The sequence below is a fragment of the Corynebacterium sp. HMSC064E08 genome, from assembly GCF_001811805.1.
GTDB lineage: Bacteria > Actinomycetota > Actinomycetes > Mycobacteriales > Mycobacteriaceae > Corynebacterium > Corynebacterium jeikeium_D.
In genome coordinates, this window is the sequence record NZ_KV806703.1 from 160,518 (window position 1) to 178,538 (window position 18,021).

The 18,021-nt window shown below is 58.9% G+C and carries 17 protein-coding genes; 8 read left to right on the forward strand and 9 right to left on the reverse strand.

Annotated elements, in window-relative coordinates; all coding sequences use genetic code 11:
- Positions 1 to 159 precede the first annotated feature (159 nt).
- Positions 160 to 2,139, forward strand: coding sequence for a vWA domain-containing protein (locus HMPREF2820_RS10330; RefSeq protein ID WP_070438803.1), 1,980 nt, complete (start codon positions 160 to 162; stop codon positions 2,137 to 2,139).
- Positions 2,140 to 2,141: 2 nt separating this feature from the next.
- Here the strand turns inward: HMPREF2820_RS10330 and HMPREF2820_RS10335 are convergent, their stop codons facing one another.
- The 7 genes from HMPREF2820_RS10335 to HMPREF2820_RS10365 all read right to left on the reverse strand — a co-directional run bounded on the left by HMPREF2820_RS10335 (position 2,142) and on the right by HMPREF2820_RS10365 (position 9,157).
- Positions 2,142 to 2,837, reverse strand: a complete 696-nt coding sequence (locus HMPREF2820_RS10335; protein WP_049173075.1) for a VOC family protein — start codon at positions 2,835 to 2,837, stop codon at positions 2,142 to 2,144.
- A gap of 120 nt (positions 2,838 to 2,957) precedes the next feature.
- Positions 2,958 to 3,533: an NADPH-dependent FMN reductase gene (locus HMPREF2820_RS10340; RefSeq protein ID WP_016421405.1), complete on the reverse strand. Its 576-nt coding sequence runs from the start codon at positions 3,531 to 3,533 to the stop codon at positions 2,958 to 2,960.
- A gap of 42 nt (positions 3,534 to 3,575) precedes the next feature.
- Positions 3,576 to 4,580, reverse strand: coding sequence for a class 1b ribonucleoside-diphosphate reductase subunit beta (gene nrdF, locus HMPREF2820_RS10345; protein WP_080971523.1), 1,005 nt, complete (start codon positions 4,578 to 4,580; stop codon positions 3,576 to 3,578).
- On the reverse strand, positions 4,577 to 5,041 hold the full coding sequence (gene nrdI / locus HMPREF2820_RS10350) for a class Ib ribonucleoside-diphosphate reductase assembly flavoprotein NrdI (protein ID WP_016421403.1): 465 nt from the start codon (positions 5,039 to 5,041) through the stop codon (positions 4,577 to 4,579). Before nrdI ends, nrdF begins: the two co-directional genes overlap by 4 nt.
- Before the next feature lie 371 nt (positions 5,042 to 5,412).
- Positions 5,413 to 6,375, reverse strand: coding sequence for a MaoC/PaaZ C-terminal domain-containing protein (locus tag HMPREF2820_RS10355; protein WP_070603964.1), 963 nt, complete (start codon positions 6,373 to 6,375; stop codon positions 5,413 to 5,415).
- Between the two features lie 53 nt (positions 6,376 to 6,428).
- Positions 6,429 to 7,787: a 3-oxoacyl-ACP reductase gene (locus tag HMPREF2820_RS10360; RefSeq protein ID WP_070603965.1), complete on the reverse strand. Its 1,359-nt coding sequence runs from the start codon at positions 7,785 to 7,787 to the stop codon at positions 6,429 to 6,431.
- Positions 7,788 to 7,834: 47 nt separating this feature from the next.
- Positions 7,835 to 9,157, reverse strand: a complete 1,323-nt coding sequence (locus HMPREF2820_RS10365; RefSeq protein ID WP_016421400.1) for an acetyl-CoA C-acetyltransferase — start codon at positions 9,155 to 9,157, stop codon at positions 7,835 to 7,837.
- 296 nt (positions 9,158 to 9,453) lie between these two features.
- Between HMPREF2820_RS10365 and HMPREF2820_RS10370 the strand changes: the two genes are divergently transcribed.
- From HMPREF2820_RS10370 to HMPREF2820_RS10390, 5 genes are all read left to right on the forward strand, one after another.
- Positions 9,454 to 10,347: a phosphoribosylaminoimidazolesuccinocarboxamide synthase gene (locus HMPREF2820_RS10370; protein ID WP_016421399.1), complete on the forward strand. Its 894-nt coding sequence runs from the start codon at positions 9,454 to 9,456 to the stop codon at positions 10,345 to 10,347.
- Between the two features lie 5 nt (positions 10,348 to 10,352).
- Complete coding sequence (locus HMPREF2820_RS10375) at positions 10,353 to 12,584, forward strand: S9 family peptidase (RefSeq protein WP_371456130.1); 2,232 nt, start codon at positions 10,353 to 10,355, stop codon at positions 12,582 to 12,584.
- Between the two features lie 4 nt (positions 12,585 to 12,588).
- Positions 12,589 to 13,260: a 5,6-dimethylbenzimidazole synthase gene (bluB, locus tag HMPREF2820_RS10380; protein WP_048732096.1), complete on the forward strand. Its 672-nt coding sequence runs from the start codon at positions 12,589 to 12,591 to the stop codon at positions 13,258 to 13,260.
- A 133-nt stretch (positions 13,261 to 13,393) separates the two neighbouring features.
- Positions 13,394 to 14,203, forward strand: a complete 810-nt coding sequence (locus HMPREF2820_RS10385; RefSeq protein ID WP_222865562.1) for a polysaccharide deacetylase family protein — start codon at positions 13,394 to 13,396, stop codon at positions 14,201 to 14,203.
- A gap of 46 nt (positions 14,204 to 14,249) precedes the next feature.
- A complete protein-coding gene (locus HMPREF2820_RS10390; protein ID WP_070603966.1) occupies positions 14,250 to 14,741 on the forward strand; it encodes a glutathione peroxidase in 492 nt (163 codons plus the stop codon).
- Between the two features lie 6 nt (positions 14,742 to 14,747).
- On the opposite strand, the gene HMPREF2820_RS10395 is transcribed toward HMPREF2820_RS10390, so the two are convergent.
- Positions 14,748 to 15,686: a hypothetical protein gene (locus HMPREF2820_RS10395; protein WP_246822270.1), complete on the reverse strand. Its 939-nt coding sequence runs from the start codon at positions 15,684 to 15,686 to the stop codon at positions 14,748 to 14,750.
- A gap of 120 nt (positions 15,687 to 15,806) precedes the next feature.
- On the opposite strand from HMPREF2820_RS10395, the gene HMPREF2820_RS10400 reads away from it, so the two are divergent.
- Positions 15,807 to 16,514, forward strand: coding sequence for a hypothetical protein (locus tag HMPREF2820_RS10400; protein ID WP_016421393.1), 708 nt, complete (start codon positions 15,807 to 15,809; stop codon positions 16,512 to 16,514).
- Here HMPREF2820_RS10400 and HMPREF2820_RS10405 read toward each other — a convergent pair.
- Positions 16,511 to 17,518: an acyl-CoA thioesterase gene (locus tag HMPREF2820_RS10405; protein ID WP_016421392.1), complete on the reverse strand. Its 1,008-nt coding sequence runs from the start codon at positions 17,516 to 17,518 to the stop codon at positions 16,511 to 16,513. The two genes, HMPREF2820_RS10400 and HMPREF2820_RS10405, sit on opposite strands and share 4 nt — an antisense overlap.
- A 29-nt stretch (positions 17,519 to 17,547) precedes the next feature.
- On the opposite strand from HMPREF2820_RS10405, the gene HMPREF2820_RS10410 reads away from it, so the two are divergent.
- A complete protein-coding gene (locus HMPREF2820_RS10410) occupies positions 17,548 to 17,988 on the forward strand; it encodes a sterol carrier family protein (protein WP_070603968.1) in 441 nt (146 codons plus the stop codon).
- Positions 17,989 to 18,021 lie beyond the last annotated feature (33 nt).

Consider the following 18,021-nt stretch of genomic DNA (forward strand, 5'->3'; position numbering starts at 1 on the left):
TAAACTCATACAGTTTCACATTTGCAGCCCGTAATCATATTTGGCGTCCGTAATTTTTGGGGTCTGCCCAGTCATTATCTTGAGAATCAGACATACTTTTGTCATGTAACGTTCTTTTTACGCTTGAAGATTTACGCTTGAAGAAAAGGAACCGACCACATGATCAGAACAAAACAACTCTCGGCGGTCGTGCTCACCATCTCCATGCTGCTGGTGCTCGTAGGCTCTTTTGCGGGAATCACAGCAGGGCGTGCACAGGCGCAAGAGGCTGCGAGTACTATCTCGCCAACCATGGTGATCCTGGATGCTTCAGGGTCAATGCTTGCCGACGACGCGGGTGGCCAAACCCGAATGGAGGCAGCGAAGACTGCCACGAGTAAGTTCGCGGGATCTGTGTCAGAGGACTCCGAAATTGGGTTCATGGTCTACGGCACGGAAGTCGGCAATTCGCCGGAGGAGCGGGAAGCTGGCTGTCAGGACATCACCACGCTGCTGCCCGTGCAGGCTGGCAACTCGGCGAAGATTCCTGCTGAAGTAGGAAAGATCCAAGCCTCCGGCCACACTCCGATGGGGCCTGCGCTGCGCCAGGCGGCCGATGAGTTGCCGAAAGAAGGGCAACGTTCGATTGTGTTGGTCTCCGATGGTGAGGACACCTGTGCTCCGCCACCGGTGTGCGAGGTAGCAAAAGAACTCAAGCAGCAGGGCATTGATCTGGTCATCAACACAGTTGGTTTCCTCGTTGATGCAGGCGCACGTGCTGAACTGGAGTGCATTGCTGAGGCCACTGGCGGCGAGTACCTGGACGCCCAGGACTCCGATTCGCTGGCTGAGTCCATGAAGACGCTGGCGACCCGCACCGCACGCACCGCGCAGTCCAGCGCGCAAGAGATACAGGGCGGCGACGTTCCTACGAGCGCTACCCAGGTGCCTGCCGACGTGGAAACGTTCTCGACCAAGCTGCGGGAAAAGACTCCTGAGTCCGAGCGCAGCTTCGGTAATCAGGAAGGCGACGGTGCTGAGTACTTCTCCGTCCCGGTTGCTGAGGGAGAGCGGCTTGCAATTAGTGCGGCCACGGTGCCGGGAGCGTCGTCAGGCGCGACTTTGATGGACCTAGATGTCCGCAACTTCGCGCTCACTATGCATTTGGACGACAGCAGTTGCTTCCTTGCCAATGATTTCGGCAATGGCATCATCGACTCCAATGGCCCCTTTTTCGCATCGATAACAACCAAGCAGCCCGGAGGAGCGGAGGGGGACTGTAAGTCGGGCAATATGGTGTTCTCCGTGGCCCGAAAAGGAGGCCCCTTCGAAGGTCAGGACATTCCTGCAGAAGTAACCATCAAGCGTTTCGCCAACGAAAACCTGACTGATGTGCCGGAGGCGTTCCCGTCCGACAAGGAGAGCTTGAACCCTCCGCCCGCGACACCGGAAGCAGATCAGGCTAAGAAGGTCACCCCAGGTTCGTGGTTCGATGACGCCACGGAACTTACTGCCGACAACATCAGCAGCGTCACGGCCGACATTGTTCCTGGTGAGACGCACGTGTACAAGATCAAGTCCGAGTATGGGCAGCAGCTCCGCGGCGCCGTCAAACTCATTGACGCCCCAGAAGCGGACAAGCTTGCACAGATCTCCGGCCTGGATATCAAGACGCTGAATTCGGCACGCCAGCTCGCCGGTAGCGAGGAAAACCGTCCGGTAAATGAACACCAGATCGGCGAAGAGACAACATTTGGTAACTCGGCCCGGATTAACTACCGCAATCGAATCGGCGAAGATAGTGAAAAGTCGGGTGATTACGAGGCTGAAAGAGCGTGGCTGGATGGTGACCAGTACATCGTTGTCTTCTTCAACAACAGTTGGGGCGCCGGTAAATCCCACGATGTCGCGGATGTTCAAAACGTCCCGGTGACTTACCAGCTGACCACGGAGTTGGTCGGCGAGAAGATCCCGGGCCCAGCTTTTGAACAGGTCGCGCACAAGTCGCCAAGTAGCGAAACCCCGACCAGCAGCCAGCAGGATCCGAAGGCCCCCGAAGAAAATGAGGATGACGGCTCTTCCAACATGATGTGGTTCTCTATTGGTGCAGTTCTGTTAGCCGTCGTCGTCGGCGCGACAATCGCGTTGACCCGTAAGTAACGCTAGAGCGTCCAGTACACGCCGAATCGGTCAGGCTTGACGACGGCTTCCGTGCCCTCGGCAACCTCAGCGCCTGTTAGGCCAAGCGCTTGGCAGGCGCTTTCGACCTCCTCGGCAGAATCGCTGGAGAGGCGCATCGCCACACCGTCGCCGAAGGTGAAATTGTGCATGCCCGGCGAGTCGAGCGTCATGAAATTCCCTGACCCGAAAAGCCGGTTGTATACCTCGGTGGCGGCGGCAGCCTGTGGTTCGTCGCCTGTCCACATGAAGTAGGGAATAACGGCGGGATTCGCTGTCTTTGCGGCAGCATCCGTGCTTGCAGCCCCGCTGGTTAAGGAATCAATCATCAGTTGCCAGTTGACCCCATTGCCGTCGACCAACCAGCCAAAGAGCGGCGAGAAATCGTAGCTGGTCAGGGGCATGAGCGTAGCACCACCGCTGATGGTTTCATCACCCGCCATCAGATGCTCCCACAGTCTGCGTAGCTGGTTTTCCTGACCAGGGGCAAATCGCACCATAAAAGACACAGCGGGGGTTAATCGGCGGTTCCCGTTCTCAATGAGTTCGAAGTCCATCCCGCCGATGGTGAGCGTGGTGGAGTTGGGCTTGATGTTGGAGTGAAAACCTTCGGCGTAAAACCGCGCAGCGGCGCGGGGGTCGTCGTTAAGCGCGATCACGGCCGAGATAGAAACAGTCATGAAAATGAGCCTAACGACGAGCGCCTAGCCGTGCAGAGAACGCAGCGTTTGATCCTAGTCAGTGAAGAATCTTCATACGGCGATATACCCAGTAACGCTGCGCTGATTAGGGGATTTCAGTTAGTGGCGTGGGCTCTGCTCTCGAACTAGGTCTGCAAATCTGTTGATGTAGTCGCGAACAAAGTCCTCAGTGCTTGACGACGTGAATTCTCCTTGTTCGTCAATGAGTGTTGGCGATTGTCCCAGGAAGACCTCTGGCTGACCGAGCATCGGCATGTCGAAGTACGACAGCGCGAGTCGCAAGTTCTTCTGAGAGCTATAACCTCCCATACGGCCGACGGAGTGGCTGATAATTCCCGCGGGCAGGTTCTTCCATGCCACATCACCGTTGGGCTTAGATCCGATGTCAACGGCATTCTTCAGAGCTGCAGGAATTGTGCGGTTGTTTTCTGGGGTGACAAATAGGATGCCATCGCTGGCTTTAATGGTTTCCCGGAAACTGGTGTATTCCGCGGGAGTCGCAATATCGGACACTGCGGGGTCGTCGTAGTCGAAGTTGTAGAGAGGGAGGTCACGAATCTCGACGATGTCGACTTTGAAGTCATCGGGGAAGTACGTGGCTGCCTTGAGTGCAATCTTTCGTGCATAGGAGGCTCGACGCAAGCTTCCTACCAGGATAGAAATCTGTGCAGTCATGCGAATGTTCCTTTCTTAGGATGTATGGGGAAAGACGTGGATTTAGAAATCCCAGTCTTCATCTGCGGTGTCTTCGGCTTTTCCGATGACATATGCGGAGCCGGAACCGGAGAAAAAGTCGTGGTTTTCATCTGACCCCGGGGTGAGGGCGGCGAGAATTTCGGGCTTGAAGGCGGTCTCTTCATGGTTAAACCGCTGCGGGTATCCCAAGTTCATGAGCGCTTTGTTGGCGTTGTATCGAATGAAGTTGGCAACGTCGTCGTAGAGCCCGAGTGGTTGGTATAGGGCTTCGGAGTACCTCAGTTCGAGCTGGTATAGATCATCGAGAAGTTCGAAGACGAAAGCCTTCATCTGCGTTTGCGTGGCGGTGTCGTAGGTTTCTACGCCTCGCTGGAATTTGTAGCCGGAGTAATAGCCGTGAACAGCTTTGTCACGCAGAATCAGGCGCACCATGTCGGCGGTATTGGTCAGGATGCCACGTGATGCGAAGTGCAGCGGGAGGTAGAAGCCGGCGTAGAGCGAGAAGGACGAAAGAAGCGTTGCTGCCGCCTTTCGCTTGAGTGGAACGTCGCCGTAATAGTGTTTGAGCACAGCTTTTGACCGAGCCTGCAGGATGTCATTGGCGACTGCCCATTGGTAGGCAGCGTCGATGTCAGGGGTATTGGATAGCGTAGAAAATACTGAAGAATAAGACTTTGCATGCACTGCTTGCATGAAAGCGATATTCGTGTAGACGGCCTCTTCATGTTCGGTGCGGGCATCTTGAATTTGGGAAATCTCCCCGACAGACGCCTGGACTGTGTCGAGCATGGTCAGTCCGGTGAAGACCTTCATGGTCAGCTCGCGTTCTAGATCGGTGAGACGTCGCCAGTCTGCAAGGTCATTGGACAGCGGAACTTTTTCGGGCAGCCAAAAATTTGCTGTTAGGCGATTCCACACTTCGAGATCTTTGTCATCTTGCACTCGGTTCCAGTTGATCGGCCGAAGGCGGGCAGCTGGGTCCTTTCGAAAAGACGGTGGCGTAGTTGAATAGCTGTAGATGTTCAAGAAGTAGCGCTCCTCCAGAATTTTTCCAGGCCCTCTTTGACGTTTTCCACATCGTGGTCTGTCCCCAGTAGCTCGTAGTGGTATAGCTCCGGAACCTGGCATTTTGCAGAAATGATGGCTCCGGCTATGCAAAAGTCGGTGCCGAAATTTGTGTTGCCCGAGGTGATGACACCGCGGATGAAACTCCTGTTGGTTTCGTCGTTGAGAAAAGCGATGACTTGCTTAGGCACCGCGCGGCGCCGACATCCGCCGCCATAAGTCGGTGTGATCAGGACAAATGGGCTGCGAACGCGAATCATTCCGTCTTTTCGCGGATGTAAAGGGATGCGTGCTGCTGGTTGAGCCAGCTTTTGGACGAACCGGTGAGTGTTTTCAGAAGCACTGGAGAAGTACACGATTCGGGGTGACTCCTCCGGTGGGAGTTCCGTGAAAGTCAGCGGCGTCTTCGATGATGAAGACACTCGATTACCTCCTATGTTCAATCGATTGAACATAGAATAGAGGAGTGAATGGGATGTCAACAAGGCGTTGCTTACATGCGGTTGAAAAGCGCTTAGTCACGCAACTGCGAAGTAAAGCCGCGACTCTGCATTAACGGCGGAAAAATCCAGCAGCTGACTATCAAGGCGGGAAAGTGGCGGGGTTGCCGGTGGGGGGGGGAGGAGGAAGCGGTGTCTCTCTGGGGGATCTCGGCGGCGGGGGCTGGGCATGCCAGACGTGCCCTCGGGAAAGCACAACTGGAACGACGAAAACGCCGCGTTTTGGAAAGGCCCAGTCAATGAGGAGACTGGTTTTCCAAAACGCGGCGTTTTCTACAGCGCTTTCGCATCAACTACTTCAGCGGGCGAACACTTCCGGTGAAGTGCGGACGCTTCTTCTTGCGATCCCACGCGACGATGTTGACTGCACGGCCGATGTTGGAGCTGCCCTCAGTCAGGTTGTGAGCAGCACCTGCACCGTCACCGGTGTGGGTGAGTGCGACGTTGATGGTGGTCGGCAGAACGACCGGCACACCGAAGGAGATCTGGAACTCGTACGACTGACCCGGCAGAACCTGTGCCTCAGCCAGCGCGCGGGAGGCGGTGTACATGCCGTGTGCAATCGCTGCCGGCATGCCCAGAGCCTTCGCGGAGACAGAGGTGATGTGAATCGGGTTCCAGTCACCGGAAACCTTGGCCCACTTGCGGCCGGTGTTGCCAGCCAGCTTCCACTGAGCAGTGGGGAAAGGGACCTTGAACTGCTCGCGCTTGACGGTCTCGGCGCCGGACTTGATGGCCTCACGCTGTGCTTGGACCTCTTCGAAGTCCTCAGCATCCTTCAGTCGAACGCCCTTGGCCAGGTACACCGACTGCTCCTCGACCAAGGTGGCGCCGGAGGTGGACGATGTAACAGTCGATTCCAGAACAACCTCAGTGCCCGAGCGGTGAGCGCGGAATGCGGCAACCTTCACCGAAATATCAACCTTGCCACCGAGCGTGACAGGCGAGATTTCGCGGTAAGTGTTCTCGGTGTGGACCAGGCCCATCATCGGCAGCGGGAAATCATCCGCAGCCATTAGCTCCATCTGGATGGGCATGATGAGGGCGTGGATGTGGCCGAAGAAAGCCTGTTCAGACTTCGGGGCGCCAACGACGTCGCGGAAGTCCTGGTCACGGTCGGCATCGACAGTGACGCCCTTGACCACTAGTTCATCGACCTTGATTTCGGTGGAGTTCGGGCGTTTCTTCGCCGAACCAGCAGCTGCCTTGGCGTAGAGCGGAACCAGATTGGGAATGGCATCCAGGGTCTTAGCCATAAGTTTTCCTCTTTCCTCCTTATCGGGAGCCTATGCGGAAGCCGCGACTTCGCTTAGGCACCGACGATGTTCTGACCACAGACGCGCAGGACGTGGCCATTGACACCGAGAGCGCGGTCGGAGACCAGGAAGGCGATTGCCTGGGCGACATCGCCCGGTTGGCCACCCTGCTGCAGCGAGTTCACGCGTCGAGCAACCTGGCGGTTGACGAACGGAATAGCAGCGGTCATGTCGGTCTCGATGAAGCCCGGAGCAACAGCGTTGATGTTGCCGCCGCGCTTAGCGAACTCCTCAGCGTAAGCCTCGACCATTGCGATAACACCGGCCTTGGAGGTGGCGTAGTTGGTCTGACCGCGGTTACCTGCGATACCGGAGGTGGAAGCCATGGTGGCAATACGCGGAGCCTTCTCGAAGGCCTTGTGGTTCAGCAGCTGCTCGTTCATCTTCAGCTGAGACTCGATGTTGACGGCGATGACCGAGCCCCACTTGGCTTCGTCCATGTTGGCGAACATCTTGTCGCGGGTGATGCCTGCGTTGTGGATGACGATGTCCAGGCGACCGTAGCGGGCTACAGCGGCATCGGCAATGGCGTTGCCGGCGTCGTCGGCAGTGATGTCCTGCTGCAGAGCCAGGCCACCGAGCTCGTTGGCAACCTTGGACAGAGCCTCGCCAGCCTGTGGAACGTCGATGACGATGACCTCTGCGCCGTCAGCCTTGAGCTGGCGAGCGATAGCGGCACCGATACCACGGGCGGAACCGGTGACAGCGGCAACCTTGCCAGCCAGCGGCTTATCCCAGTCGGACGGGATCTCGCCAGCGTCGGAGGTGACGCGGAGGAACTGGCCGTCGATGAAGGCCGAGCGGCCGGAGAGGAAGAAGTGCAGGGAGGAAATCACGGACGGTGCGGTGACTGAGACACCCGGAGCAACGAGGATGCCGTTGGCGGTTGAGCCGCCACGAACCTCGTGGCCGAGGGAGCGAATCAGGCCCTCGATACCACCGGCGACAGCGTTCTCAGCGACCTCGGCCGGGGTTGCGTTGTGGTGAGCATCCTTGGCGCGGGAGACGGTGACGATGCGGCCACCCTTGTCCAGCTTGCGCATGTGCTTTGCAGCAGCGAGCACTGGGCCCTGCAGCTCTGCCGGACGCTTGGCCTCGGTGGCGACGAGGACAATGGCACCAATCTTGTCGTCAGCGGCGGTGCCACGACGGACCTGCAGGCCCCACTCGGCCAGCTGAGCTGCAACCGCGTCCGCATCTGCACCCTCGCCGGTGACGAGCACCTTGTCGTTGTTCAGAAGCGGACCGCCCGGCTTGTGGCGGCGCAGGAACGGTGGCTGCGGCAGGCCAGCGGCCTTAGCCAGTCCAGTGAGCGGACCACCGTTGACGAGTTCCTGGTACTTATCGGTCATGGAAAATTCTCCTTGAAAGTAAAAGTGTCTTTATCGGTGGTGCGCTTTTAGACGCGAGCCTCGAGAACTGCGACAACACCCTGGCCGCCTGCAGCACAAACGGAGATCAGGCCGCGAGTGGTCTTGCCGGTCTCGTCTGCCTTCTGACGCAGCATCTTGGCGAGGGCTGCCACAATGCGGCCGCCGGTAGCGGCGAATGGGTGGCCGGCTGCCAGGGAAGAGCCCTTGACGTTGAGCTTCTCGCGCGGGATGGAGCCCAGCGGGCCTTCCAGTCCAAGCTTGGTGCGGCAGAACTCCTCGTCCTCCCATGCCTTCATGGTGGACAGGACAGTGCCGGCGAAGGCCTCGTGGATCTCGAAGAAATCGAAGTCGTCGAAGGTCCAGCCGTTGCGGGCCAGCAGGCGCGGGGTGGCGTAAGCCGGAGCCATCAGCAGGCCCTCGTCGCCGTGGACGAAGTCGACTGCGGCTGCCTCGGAATCGACGACGTCGGCAAGCACCGGCAGACCGCGCTCAGCGGCCCACTCCGGGGTGGAGACGAGGACGGCGGAGGCGCCGTCGGTAAGCGGAGTGGAGTTACCGGCGGTCATGGTCGGCTCTGCTTCCAGGCCGCGGCCGAAGACTGGCTTGAGCTTGGCCAGCTTCTCCGGGGTGGAGTCCGGGCGCATGTTGGTGTCGCGGGAAACGCCCTTGTATGGGGTGACGAGGTCAGTGAAAAAGCCCTCGTCGTAAGCGTTTGCCATGTTCTGGTGGGAAGCGGCGGCGAGCTCGTCCTGCTCAGCGCGGGTGACGCCCCATTTGGCGGTGGTGATTGCCTGGTGCTCACCCATGGACAGGCCAGTGCGTGGCTCGCCGGTCGACGGAGTGTCTGGAGCCAGGTCGGACGGACGAGCCTTCAGGAAGACCTTTGCCATGTCCAGAGTGGACTTCTGGCGGCTGGCCTCCAGCAGGATCTTGCGCAGACGGTCGTTGACAGCAATCGGAGCGTCGGAGGTGGTGTCCACGCCACCGGCGATGGCGGAGTCAATCTGGCCCAGCTTGATCATGTTGGAGACAGAGTTGAGGGCTTCCATGCCGGTGGCACATGCCATCTGAATGTCGAAAGCCGGGGTGTCCGGCGCCAGTGCGGAGCCGAGGACACACTCACGGGTGAGGTTAAAGTCACGGGAGTGCTTCAGCACAGCGCCGGCGGAGACTGCGCCGAGGCGCTCGCCGCCGATACCGAAGCGGGCGACGAGACCGTCGATTGCGGCGGTCAGCATGTCCTGGTTCGACTCGTTAGCGTATTCCTTATTAGAACGAGCGAACGGAATGCGGTTACCACCGACGACGACTGCGCGGCGCAGAGAGTTATTGTTGGCCTGAGCTGCCATGTGATTGTTCCCTTCAAAATCCTTGAAGTGTGACGTGAATTACTAAATTTAGACAATACTGGTATCGGTGTTTTCTGTCACGTTTTTAGAAATATTTTTGTCCAGTCATCTACCGAGCGGGGGAGGTGAGGGGTAAACACCGTCGTCCACCTGTGAAAAATTCGATGGGCAGCACTCCGGAATCTCAAAAGTTTTCCCGCTTGACGACGGTAATTGCGTCAATCCCCACTAGTTGGGGTGGCGGCCGGAGGTATCAATAGAGTGCAAAGGCGTATAGGGGTTTAGACTTTATCGCCATGCGACCTGAACTTTCCTCGTATAACCATCTTTCCGCGGGCAAGGTCCGGGAAATCTACGAGATTGACCCTGAGACTCTGCTGCTTGTGGTCAGTGACCGTATTTCTGCCTTCGACCACATTCTGGAGACCCCGATTCCTGACAAGGGTCGAGTGCTCACCGCGATGAGCGTGTTCTTCTTCGATGAGATTGACTTCCCGAACCACATGGCTGGCCCGGCTGACGATGAGCGCATTCCGGAGGAGTGCCTAGGTCGTGCGCTGGTGTGCAAGAAGCTGGACATGCTGCCATTCGAGTGCGTCGCACGTGGCTACCTGACAGGCTCTGGCCTGGTCGAGTACAAGGAAAACGGCACTGTCTGTGGCATTGAGCTGCCAGAGGGCCTCGTCGAGGGCTCCAAGTTGCCGGAACCGATTTTCACCCCGGCCACCAAGGCTGAGCTGGGCGAGCACGACGAGAATGTCTCTTTCGACGCCGTTGTGGAGTCCCTGGGGCAGAAGCGCGCCGAAGAGCTGCGCGATGCCACCCTGCGTATCTACACCCAGGCTGCTGAACTGGCTGCTGAGCGCGGCATCATCCTGGCCGACACCAAGTTCGAGTTCGGTCTCGACTCCGACGGCAATCTGGTGCTGGCCGACGAGGTTCTCACCCCGGACTCCTCCCGCTACTGGCCAGCCGACTCCTACCAGGAGGGTTCGGTTAACCCGAGCTTCGACAAGCAGTACGTTCGAAACTGGCTGACCTGCTCCAAGTCCGGCTGGAAGAAGGACGAGGGCACTCCGCCGCCAGCGCTGCCGGGTAGTGTTGTGGAAGCAACTCGCGAGCGGTACGTCGAGGCCTACGAACGACTGTCGGGCCGCCGCTTCTCGGATTGGATTGGAGAACCTGCGTGAGCGAAGTGACCTTGGACTCGGCATCCGTCGGCAAGCCTGCTAAAAAGGATTTGCCCGCACCCCGTGCACAACGGAAGCCGGTGACTCGGTCCTTCCACGGAAGGGACTTCACCGATAACTTCGAGTGGCTCCGCGATAAGGAAAACTCCGAGGTTATCGACTACCTAGAGGCTGAAAATGCCTATACGGAGGCTTTTACCTCCGATCTTGACGGCACCGCGGACGCGATTTTTAAGGAGATCAAGTCGCGCGTGCAGGAGACCGATATGTCGGTCCCAACTCGCCTTAATGGCTGGTGGTACTACTCGCGCACGCAGGAGGGTAAGTCCTACGGGATGAGCTGTCGCGTGCGTGCGGAGGCCGGTAACGGTCTTGCCGCGTGGACTCCGCCGACCATCGCCGACGATGCCCCGGCACCAGGAGAACAGGTCATCCTGGATGCCAACGAGCTGGCCGAAGGCCATGATTTCTTCGCCCTCGGCGCAGCGAGCGTCTCCGCGGACGGCAATCTGCTGGCCTATTCCACCGACGTCACAGGCGACGAACGCTACACGTTGCGCGTAAAGGATCTGCGCACGGGCGAACTGCTTGACGACGAAATTGCGGGCATCGCCGCAGGTGCTACCTGGGTCGGCTCGGAGTGGATCTTCTATCAGAAGGTCGACGAAGCCTGGCGGCCGGATTCCGTGTGGCGTCACCGTGTGGGCACCTCCACCGAGGACGATGTCTGTGTCTTCCATGAGCCCGATGAGTCCTACTGGGTCGGAGTCGGCACGGTACGCAGCGAAAAGTACCTGATTATTGAGAGCTCCTCGAAGATTACTTCCGAGGTTTGGTACCTGGATGCCAGTGACCCGACCGGTGAGTTCACCTGCGTGCGTCCGCGCGAGGCCGGTGTTGAATACGACATCGATCACGCCGTCATTGGCGGCCGGGATATGTGGCTGATTACTCACAATATGACTGGCTCGAACTTCGCACTGGCCATGGTGCCGGTGGGGTCTTTCGACAGCATTTCGGATCTCACTGAGCTGGTTCCGCACCGCGATGACGTCCGCGTTGAGGGCGTCGACTGTTTCGCTGGGCACATCGCGTTTGGTTACCGTCGCGGCGGAATTGGTCGTGTGGCGCTGGCGGTATTGGATCAGGATGAGGATGGTGCTGGCTCCGCTGGTGATGCCTCTGATACAAGCGATGCTGCTGCTCCAGTGCCAGCGTCCGCTGTGAACTTCGTCGAGCTCGACTTCGACGAAGAGCTCTACTCTGCAGGCACTACCGGCAACGCTGAATGGGACACCCCGGTGTTGCGCTACGCTTACGGCTCCTTCACCACACCGTCGCAGCTTTGGCAGATTGATATTGCCTCGGGCAAGCGGGTGCTGCTCAAGGAGCAGAAGATTCGCGGGGAGTTTAATCGCGGTGATTACGTCGCCAAGCGTGAATGGGTGAGTGCAGCCGACGGTGCCCAGATTCCGGTATCGATTATCCACCGCGCGGACCTGGACCTGAGCAAGCCGAATCCGACGCTGCTCTACGGCTACGGTTCCTATGAAGCCTCGATGGATCCTGGCTTTTCCATCGCGCGACTGTCGCTGCTGGATCGTGGGATGATTTTTGTCATTGCACACGTCCGCGGTGGTGGCGAAATGGGCCGCGGCTGGTGGGAGAACGGTCGCGCAACCACGAAGAAGAACACATTCACTGACTTCGTCGCCGTCGCTGACTACCTGCTGGATTCTGGGTGGACCACACGCGAGCAGCTGGTAGCACTCGGCGGTTCGGCGGGCGGCATGCTGATGGGCGTGGTCGCGAACATTGCTGGCGATAGGTTCGCGGGCATTCAGGCCGTGGTCCCGTTTGTCGACTGCCTGACATCCATGCTGATGCCAGAGCTGCCGCTGACCGTGGTGGAGTGGGATGAGTGGGGCGATCCCTACCACGACCCGGAGGTCTACGACTACATGGCCTCCTACGCGCCGTACGAGAACATCTCGGCCGATGCGAAGTACCCGAAGATTCTCGCGATTACTAGTTTGAACGACACTCGCGTGCTCTATGTGGAGCCGGCAAAGTGGATTGCCAAGCTGCGCGAGGTTGTCGGAGGTCAGCCGGGGCAGTTCCTGCTCAAGACCGAGATGTCCGCTGGTCATGGTGGTGTTTCCGGTCGTTACGAACGTTGGCGTCAGACTGCCTTCGAGTACGCCTGGATTGTCCACACTGCTGGTGCGGTGGAGTAACGGCATGGATATGCGCACGCTGCTGGCAGCGCAGGGTTTTGACACCGATTCGCTTTCCGACGATCAGTTGGCCGTCTACCACACCCTTTTTCGGCGGCGGGATGTGCGCCGCGAATTCGCCGGAGAAGTGGTGGACAGGGAGCGATTGATGCGCGTGTTGGCGGCGGCCCACGCCGCCCCATCGGTGGGGCTGTCCCAACCATGGGACTTTCATATCATTCAGAGCCCGGACCGCCTGCGGCAGTTTGCCGACCACGTAGCCGGACGCCGCGCTGAATTCGCGGCCAAGCTCGAAGGCGAGCGGCGTGAGACCTTCAATCCGATTCAGATTGAAGGAATTGTGGACTCGGGAACGGGCATCGTCGTCACCTATGACCCGACCCGTGGCGGCAAGAACATTCTCGGCCGCGACACCGTCGATGACACCGGCCTCATGTCAGTCGCGCTGGCTATTCAGAATCTGTGGCTGGCTGCTACGGCAGAGGGGCTCGGCGTCGGCTGGGTCAGTTTCTACCATGAGGATTTCCTGGCTGACTTTGTCGGTGTCGAGGCACCCGTGCGCCCGGTGGCCTGGCTGTGCATTGGTCCAGTAACGCACCTGGCCGAGGAGCGTGACTTGGAGAAGTTCGGTTGGCGCAAGGGACTGGCGCTCGATGAGGTTGTGCATTGGGGATAATCCGCGCTGCAGACGCGAATTGATGCCCTGCGATGGCGCTTTTTGAACTCTTACTTGAAAGGCTTCTGAGTATTCTCCAAGCCTTGTCCTCTCCGTTACCAAAAATTTACATACGCCTGTTTTTGTTGAATCCATGGCAGGCAGTGGGGTGCAAGAACAGATTCGGACGACCGACCAGGTCATTCGTCCAGCCGGCAAAGAGCTCGTAACTGTTGACGGTGGTGTGGTCGGTTCGCCGCTTTTGGTGTCGGTGTCGGGTTTGCGCGATGGCACGTTGCTCGACGTCGCTCGTTTCGTGGCAGCGATGGAACAGCGCGGTATTACACCGTCTCTGCTGGTAGCGCCGCATGCGGGTAAAAACTGGTCGTTGCGGGAAGCTCCGGCGGTGCTGGATTGGCTCCGCCGTCGTAGCGATGACGGCATCGAGATTGTTCTCGCGGGGTTCGATCAGTCAGTTCGAGGTCGGGGCGCGGAATTTGCGTCGTTAAGCGAACATGAAGCGCGTTTGCGCCTGACCGCCGCAACGCGCCAGATGCGTGCGATGGGTTTTGAGACGGACGTCTTTGCACCGCCGAAGTGGACCATGTCGCCAGAGACCATGAACGTGCTGCCGGAGCTGGGCTTCCGAGTGGCAGCGGACCGAAATGGTGTCCGCGACCTGACCACTGGTGCTGTTGATCCGACTCGCGTGCTGGCTATCGGCGAAGGCTTCGGCGGCGCCGGTTGGTGGCGCCGTGCGGTGCGCTCCTCGGTGCAGCGCTCGCTGGAGAAGGGCCGCGCGGTGCGCATCTCCGTCAACGCTTCGAAACTGCGGGAGCACAAGCTGCGCCAGGATGTTGTCGGCATCATTGACCAGGCGGTCGATGGGGGTGCGCAGCCGGTCAACCACTCTTCGGTGCCACTGGGCCGCGAGCTCTTTGAAGGCATGGAGCAGGTCGGCTAGTCGCCACCTCTGACGGCAATCGTGGGACTGCCCTAGTGTGGGGTTTATGAGCAATCTCTTCGACATCCCAGTGACCACCATCGACGGCAACGAAGCAACGATGAACGACTGGGCAGGCCACGTTCTGCTTATCGTCAACACCGCCTCGGAGTGCGGTTTCACGGATCAGTACGACGATCTGCAAGGACTTTTCGACGAATTCGCACCCCGCGGCTTCTTCGTCCTCGGCTTCCCCTGCAATCAGTTCGGTGGGCAAGAGCCCGGCAACGCCGAGGAAATCAAGCAGTTCTGCCAGCGCGAATTCGGTGTTACCTTCCCGCTCTTCCAAAAGACGGAGGTCAACGGCGATGGCGCGCACCCACTGTACAAGCTGCTTAAGGAAACCCCGGACGCCGACGGCGAGGCTGGGGATGTGAAGTGGAACTTCGAAAAGTTCGTTGTCTCGCCCGAGGGTGAAGTCATCGGCCGTTTCCGCTCCAAGGTCTCGCCTGACGACGACACTCTGCGCGACCTCATCGAGGAAAACTTGCCTATTTAAACTTGGCTATTTGGTGGCGTCCAGCGGTGCCCGCTCGAAGTAGCCCGTGGCACCGTAGCCCACGATGCCACCTCGGTTGCGCAGGGTCATGCTAGCTAGACCGACCTTGCCAAGCTCATCGCCACCGATGGTGACCCAGTCACCCTGAACCGCAACAACCATGTTGGCGTGCACCCCAATGCCTGCGGGGTAGCGGTAGAAAATAATGTCACCCACCTGAGGAGAGAAGTCCTTGTCGGTGACGAAAGCATCATGTGCCTTGTAGGCATCCATGAGCTGTTCGACATCCGTAACCAGCCATGGGTTCTCGGTTGCGGCAGCCGAATCCTCGGGCGTATCAAAGACCGGAACACCCGCGGACGCGAGCAGGAATGACAAGAATGGCGCAGTCCAGGAACCGGAGCAGTCGACAGTATTGCCAAATGCATCAAGGTTTGGATTCAGTTTCGAAGTCTCGTTCGCAGCTGTGGGTGCAGAACCCGGCCTGGTGGCAGCAGCGGCGGCGACGGCATCTGCATCAGCAGTTGGGTCTGCGTCTGAATTCGGGTGCTCGCCGACCTTGGGGATAACGCTGCGGATGTCGTCATCAGTAGCGCCACACGCCAGGCCGAAGTAAACCTCAGGGGAGGGCTGCTCCTCGTACTGATAACGCGCAACATCCTTCAGAGCCTGCTGATAGTAAGGGCGGTCTGCCTCGGTGCGGGGGAACGTGCCACCACGCCACGCCAGAACATTGATAGGACCGAAGAGCGTGAACCACCCGGCGAAGAGGAATACCGCCGTCAGTACCAGGATGGACACAGGCGGGATAGCGGCGCGAACACGTTGCAGCATGCTCGGTGAGGATGCGTTCTCCTGGCCGTCGTCAAGCGATGGTGAGGAAGACTCAGACCGTGCTGCATGAGGCTGCTGTGCGGGCACAGGCGCGGGTGAATCGGTGGTCATATCTTCCCAGGATAGTAGGCGGCGCTGCGCTCGTCCTTGGCGAGTGCGTCTGAGGCCGTACGTAATGGCCTAGTCTGCGGCTCCTGCTGCGGAAGAGGGCGTGCAGTTAAACTGTGGTTCATGACTTCCCCCGACATGCGTAACGAGGCCGAGCACGACCCTCGTGAGGATCTGCCGAGCTTCCTGCGTGAGCCGGACAAAATAGACAAGCTTCTCTATGCATCGCTGATGCTGGTTGCCGTGTACGGCTTTGCAATCATCCCGTTCCGTGCGGTCTTGCTGCTCAAGTACACGTTCTTGCACACATGGCTGACAGGATCGAATCTGTCGGTGCTGATTCTCGCGTCGGAAAACGAGGACCGGCCGCTCTTCCTCTTCGCTGTTGTAGTGATTGCGGCGCTGTCGACAATCAAATTCATGCCGTTCTTCTACTGGATGGGCAAGAAGTGGGGCACGGAATTCATCACGATGAGTTTCGGCGGACACCCACCGCGATGGTTTAAGAAGATGGAGAACTTCATCTATGAACGCATCGGGCTGAGTGTGCTGGCATCGTTTGTGCCATTCTCGCCGATTCCGGCCACGATTGTCGTGGCCATCGGTGGTATTGCGAAGGTGCGCGGCTGGGTAGTAGGCGTGTACCTCTTCCTCTGTGCCGCAATGCTCAAGTGCTTCTACCTGTACTTGGGCCTGAAGTTTGGCCCAAGCATCCAGGGCTCCCTGCAGACGATTGACCGGTACGTCACCTACATCACCTTCGCGCTGATTGGCTGGATGTTCCTATCCATCTGGTGGAAAAACAGGAAGCCGGGCGGCCAGGCGGCTTAGTCCTGTTCGCGCTCAATCAGCGGCAGTGGGCTGTACTTGTCACGCAACGCCTTCAGTGACAGATCGTGAGCGTGCAGGCGCTTGTCCTCATCCGTCGTCGGCTGGAAGTGCGGTACCGGCTGCGGGTTGAAATCGTCATCAATTGCGACATAAGTCATGGTCGAATGCAGTGCCTTGCGCAGGCCGCCGACACCCTTGCGGGGCTCACAGCAGTAGACCTGCACCGACAGATGCATCGAGGTCGTGCCTGTACGCAGGATGCGTGCGCGCACCTCAACCAGGTCGCCAATGTGGATTGGGCTGTAGAAGCGAATACCACCTGCGTAGACAGAAATGGTCTGGCGACCTGCCCAGTTGGTGGTAACTGCCGTCGCAGCCTCGTCAATCCACTCCATGGCGGTGCCGCCGTGGACGTTTCCGCCCCAGTTAACATCGGTCGGCTTTGCCAGGAAACGAGTGGTCAGTTCGGGTGCGGAAGAGTCCGCGGAGTAGGTCTGCGCGCGCATGCTGGCCTCGATGTCGCGGCGAAGCTCAAAACGGGAAAGAGCGGCCTTCTCAACGCGCTCCTCTTCCTCCGTTTGCGGCACCCACTTCGGCACCGGAGTCGACTTACCGTTTTCATCCATGGCCACGAAGATCACCAGGCAGTCAGCTGCGCGGGTGAACTTGCCCTCGCGCGGATCAGCCGAGAGCACCTCATTGACGATGTGCATGGAACTGCGACCGGTATGCGCAATCTTGGAGCGCACCTCAACAATGTGGCCACTGGGAATCGGGCGAGTGAAGTGAATGTGACCGAAGTACGCAGTCACGCAGTAGCGTCCCGACCAGCCGGTCGCGCAGGCGTAAGCGGCCTTGTCAATCCACTGCAACACACGGCCGCCGTGGACGGAATTGGTTCCGGCCATAATGACATCGGTCGGCGACGCCATAAAACGGAGTACAAGAGATGGTGACGCTGGAGCATGCACCTGTTCAGCTTTTTCAGTTGACTGCGTATCCATATATGAAAGCATAACTCTAGGATGAGGTTATGGTATCCAAAATCTCGCCTTTCGACGTTCGCAGCGCTCTTTCCACCGCCGCACCCTGGGCGGCGCAACGGCTTCTCGGTCGCGAATTGCTATCTGACCAAGAGGCTGCCTCCTTCATCGGGCCGGATGGGGCGCAGGGGTCGTCGTTAAGCCGTGCGGGCCTTGCCAAAGCGGTACGTCTGTCCGTGCGGATGCTCGCCCAAGAGGCTCCGGGGCATAGCGTCGAGGTGCGCGTGCCGCCCTTCGTCGCGGTCCAGTGCATTGAGGGGCCCAGACACACGCGCGGTACGCCGCCCAATGTCGTGGAGATGTCGCCGGAGATTTGGCTGGGGCTCGCGTGCGGAATGATCACGTTAGAGCAGGTGCAGGCGCACATCAATATGTCGGGCACGCGCGCGGCGGAAATTGGGAATCATCTGCCGGTGGCGCGCATTTCTTAAAGCCCGTGGGGGGATGTTGAATTGGTGCCTAGG

Bases quoted from the DNA above. Each gene is read 5' to 3' on its own strand.
- HMPREF2820_RS10385 (WP_222865562.1), top strand. From the start codon at position 13,394: ATGGCAGGCAGTGGGGTGCAAGAACAGATTCGGACGACCGACCAGGTC.
- HMPREF2820_RS10335 (WP_049173075.1), bottom strand. From the start codon at position 2,837: ATGACTGTTTCTATCTCGGCCGTGATCGCGCTTAACGACGACCCCCGC.
- HMPREF2820_RS10370 (WP_016421399.1), top strand. From the start codon at position 9,454: ATGCGACCTGAACTTTCCTCGTATAACCATCTTTCCGCGGGCAAGGTC.
- HMPREF2820_RS10405 (WP_016421392.1), bottom strand. From the start codon at position 17,518: ATGGATACGCAGTCAACTGAAAAAGCTGAACAGGTGCATGCTCCAGCG.
- HMPREF2820_RS10400 (WP_016421393.1), top strand. From the start codon at position 15,807: ATGACTTCCCCCGACATGCGTAACGAGGCCGAGCACGACCCTCGTGAG.
- HMPREF2820_RS10360 (WP_070603965.1), bottom strand. From the start codon at position 7,787: ATGACCGATAAGTACCAGGAACTCGTCAACGGTGGTCCGCTCACTGGA.
- HMPREF2820_RS10390 (WP_070603966.1), top strand. From the start codon at position 14,250: ATGAGCAATCTCTTCGACATCCCAGTGACCACCATCGACGGCAACGAA.
- bluB (WP_048732096.1), top strand. From the start codon at position 12,589: ATGGATATGCGCACGCTGCTGGCAGCGCAGGGTTTTGACACCGATTCG.
- HMPREF2820_RS10395 (WP_246822270.1), bottom strand. From the start codon at position 15,686: ATGACCACCGATTCACCCGCGCCTGTGCCCGCACAGCAGCCTCATGCA.
- HMPREF2820_RS10355 (WP_070603964.1), bottom strand. From the start codon at position 6,375: ATGGCTAAGACCCTGGATGCCATTCCCAATCTGGTTCCGCTCTACGCC.
- HMPREF2820_RS10410 (WP_070603968.1), top strand. From the start codon at position 17,548: ATGGTATCCAAAATCTCGCCTTTCGACGTTCGCAGCGCTCTTTCCACC.
- HMPREF2820_RS10330 (WP_070438803.1), top strand. From the start codon at position 160: ATGATCAGAACAAAACAACTCTCGGCGGTCGTGCTCACCATCTCCATG.
- HMPREF2820_RS10365 (WP_016421400.1), bottom strand. From the start codon at position 9,157: ATGGCAGCTCAGGCCAACAATAACTCTCTGCGCCGCGCAGTCGTCGTC.
- HMPREF2820_RS10340 (WP_016421405.1), bottom strand. From the start codon at position 3,533: ATGACTGCACAGATTTCTATCCTGGTAGGAAGCTTGCGTCGAGCCTCC.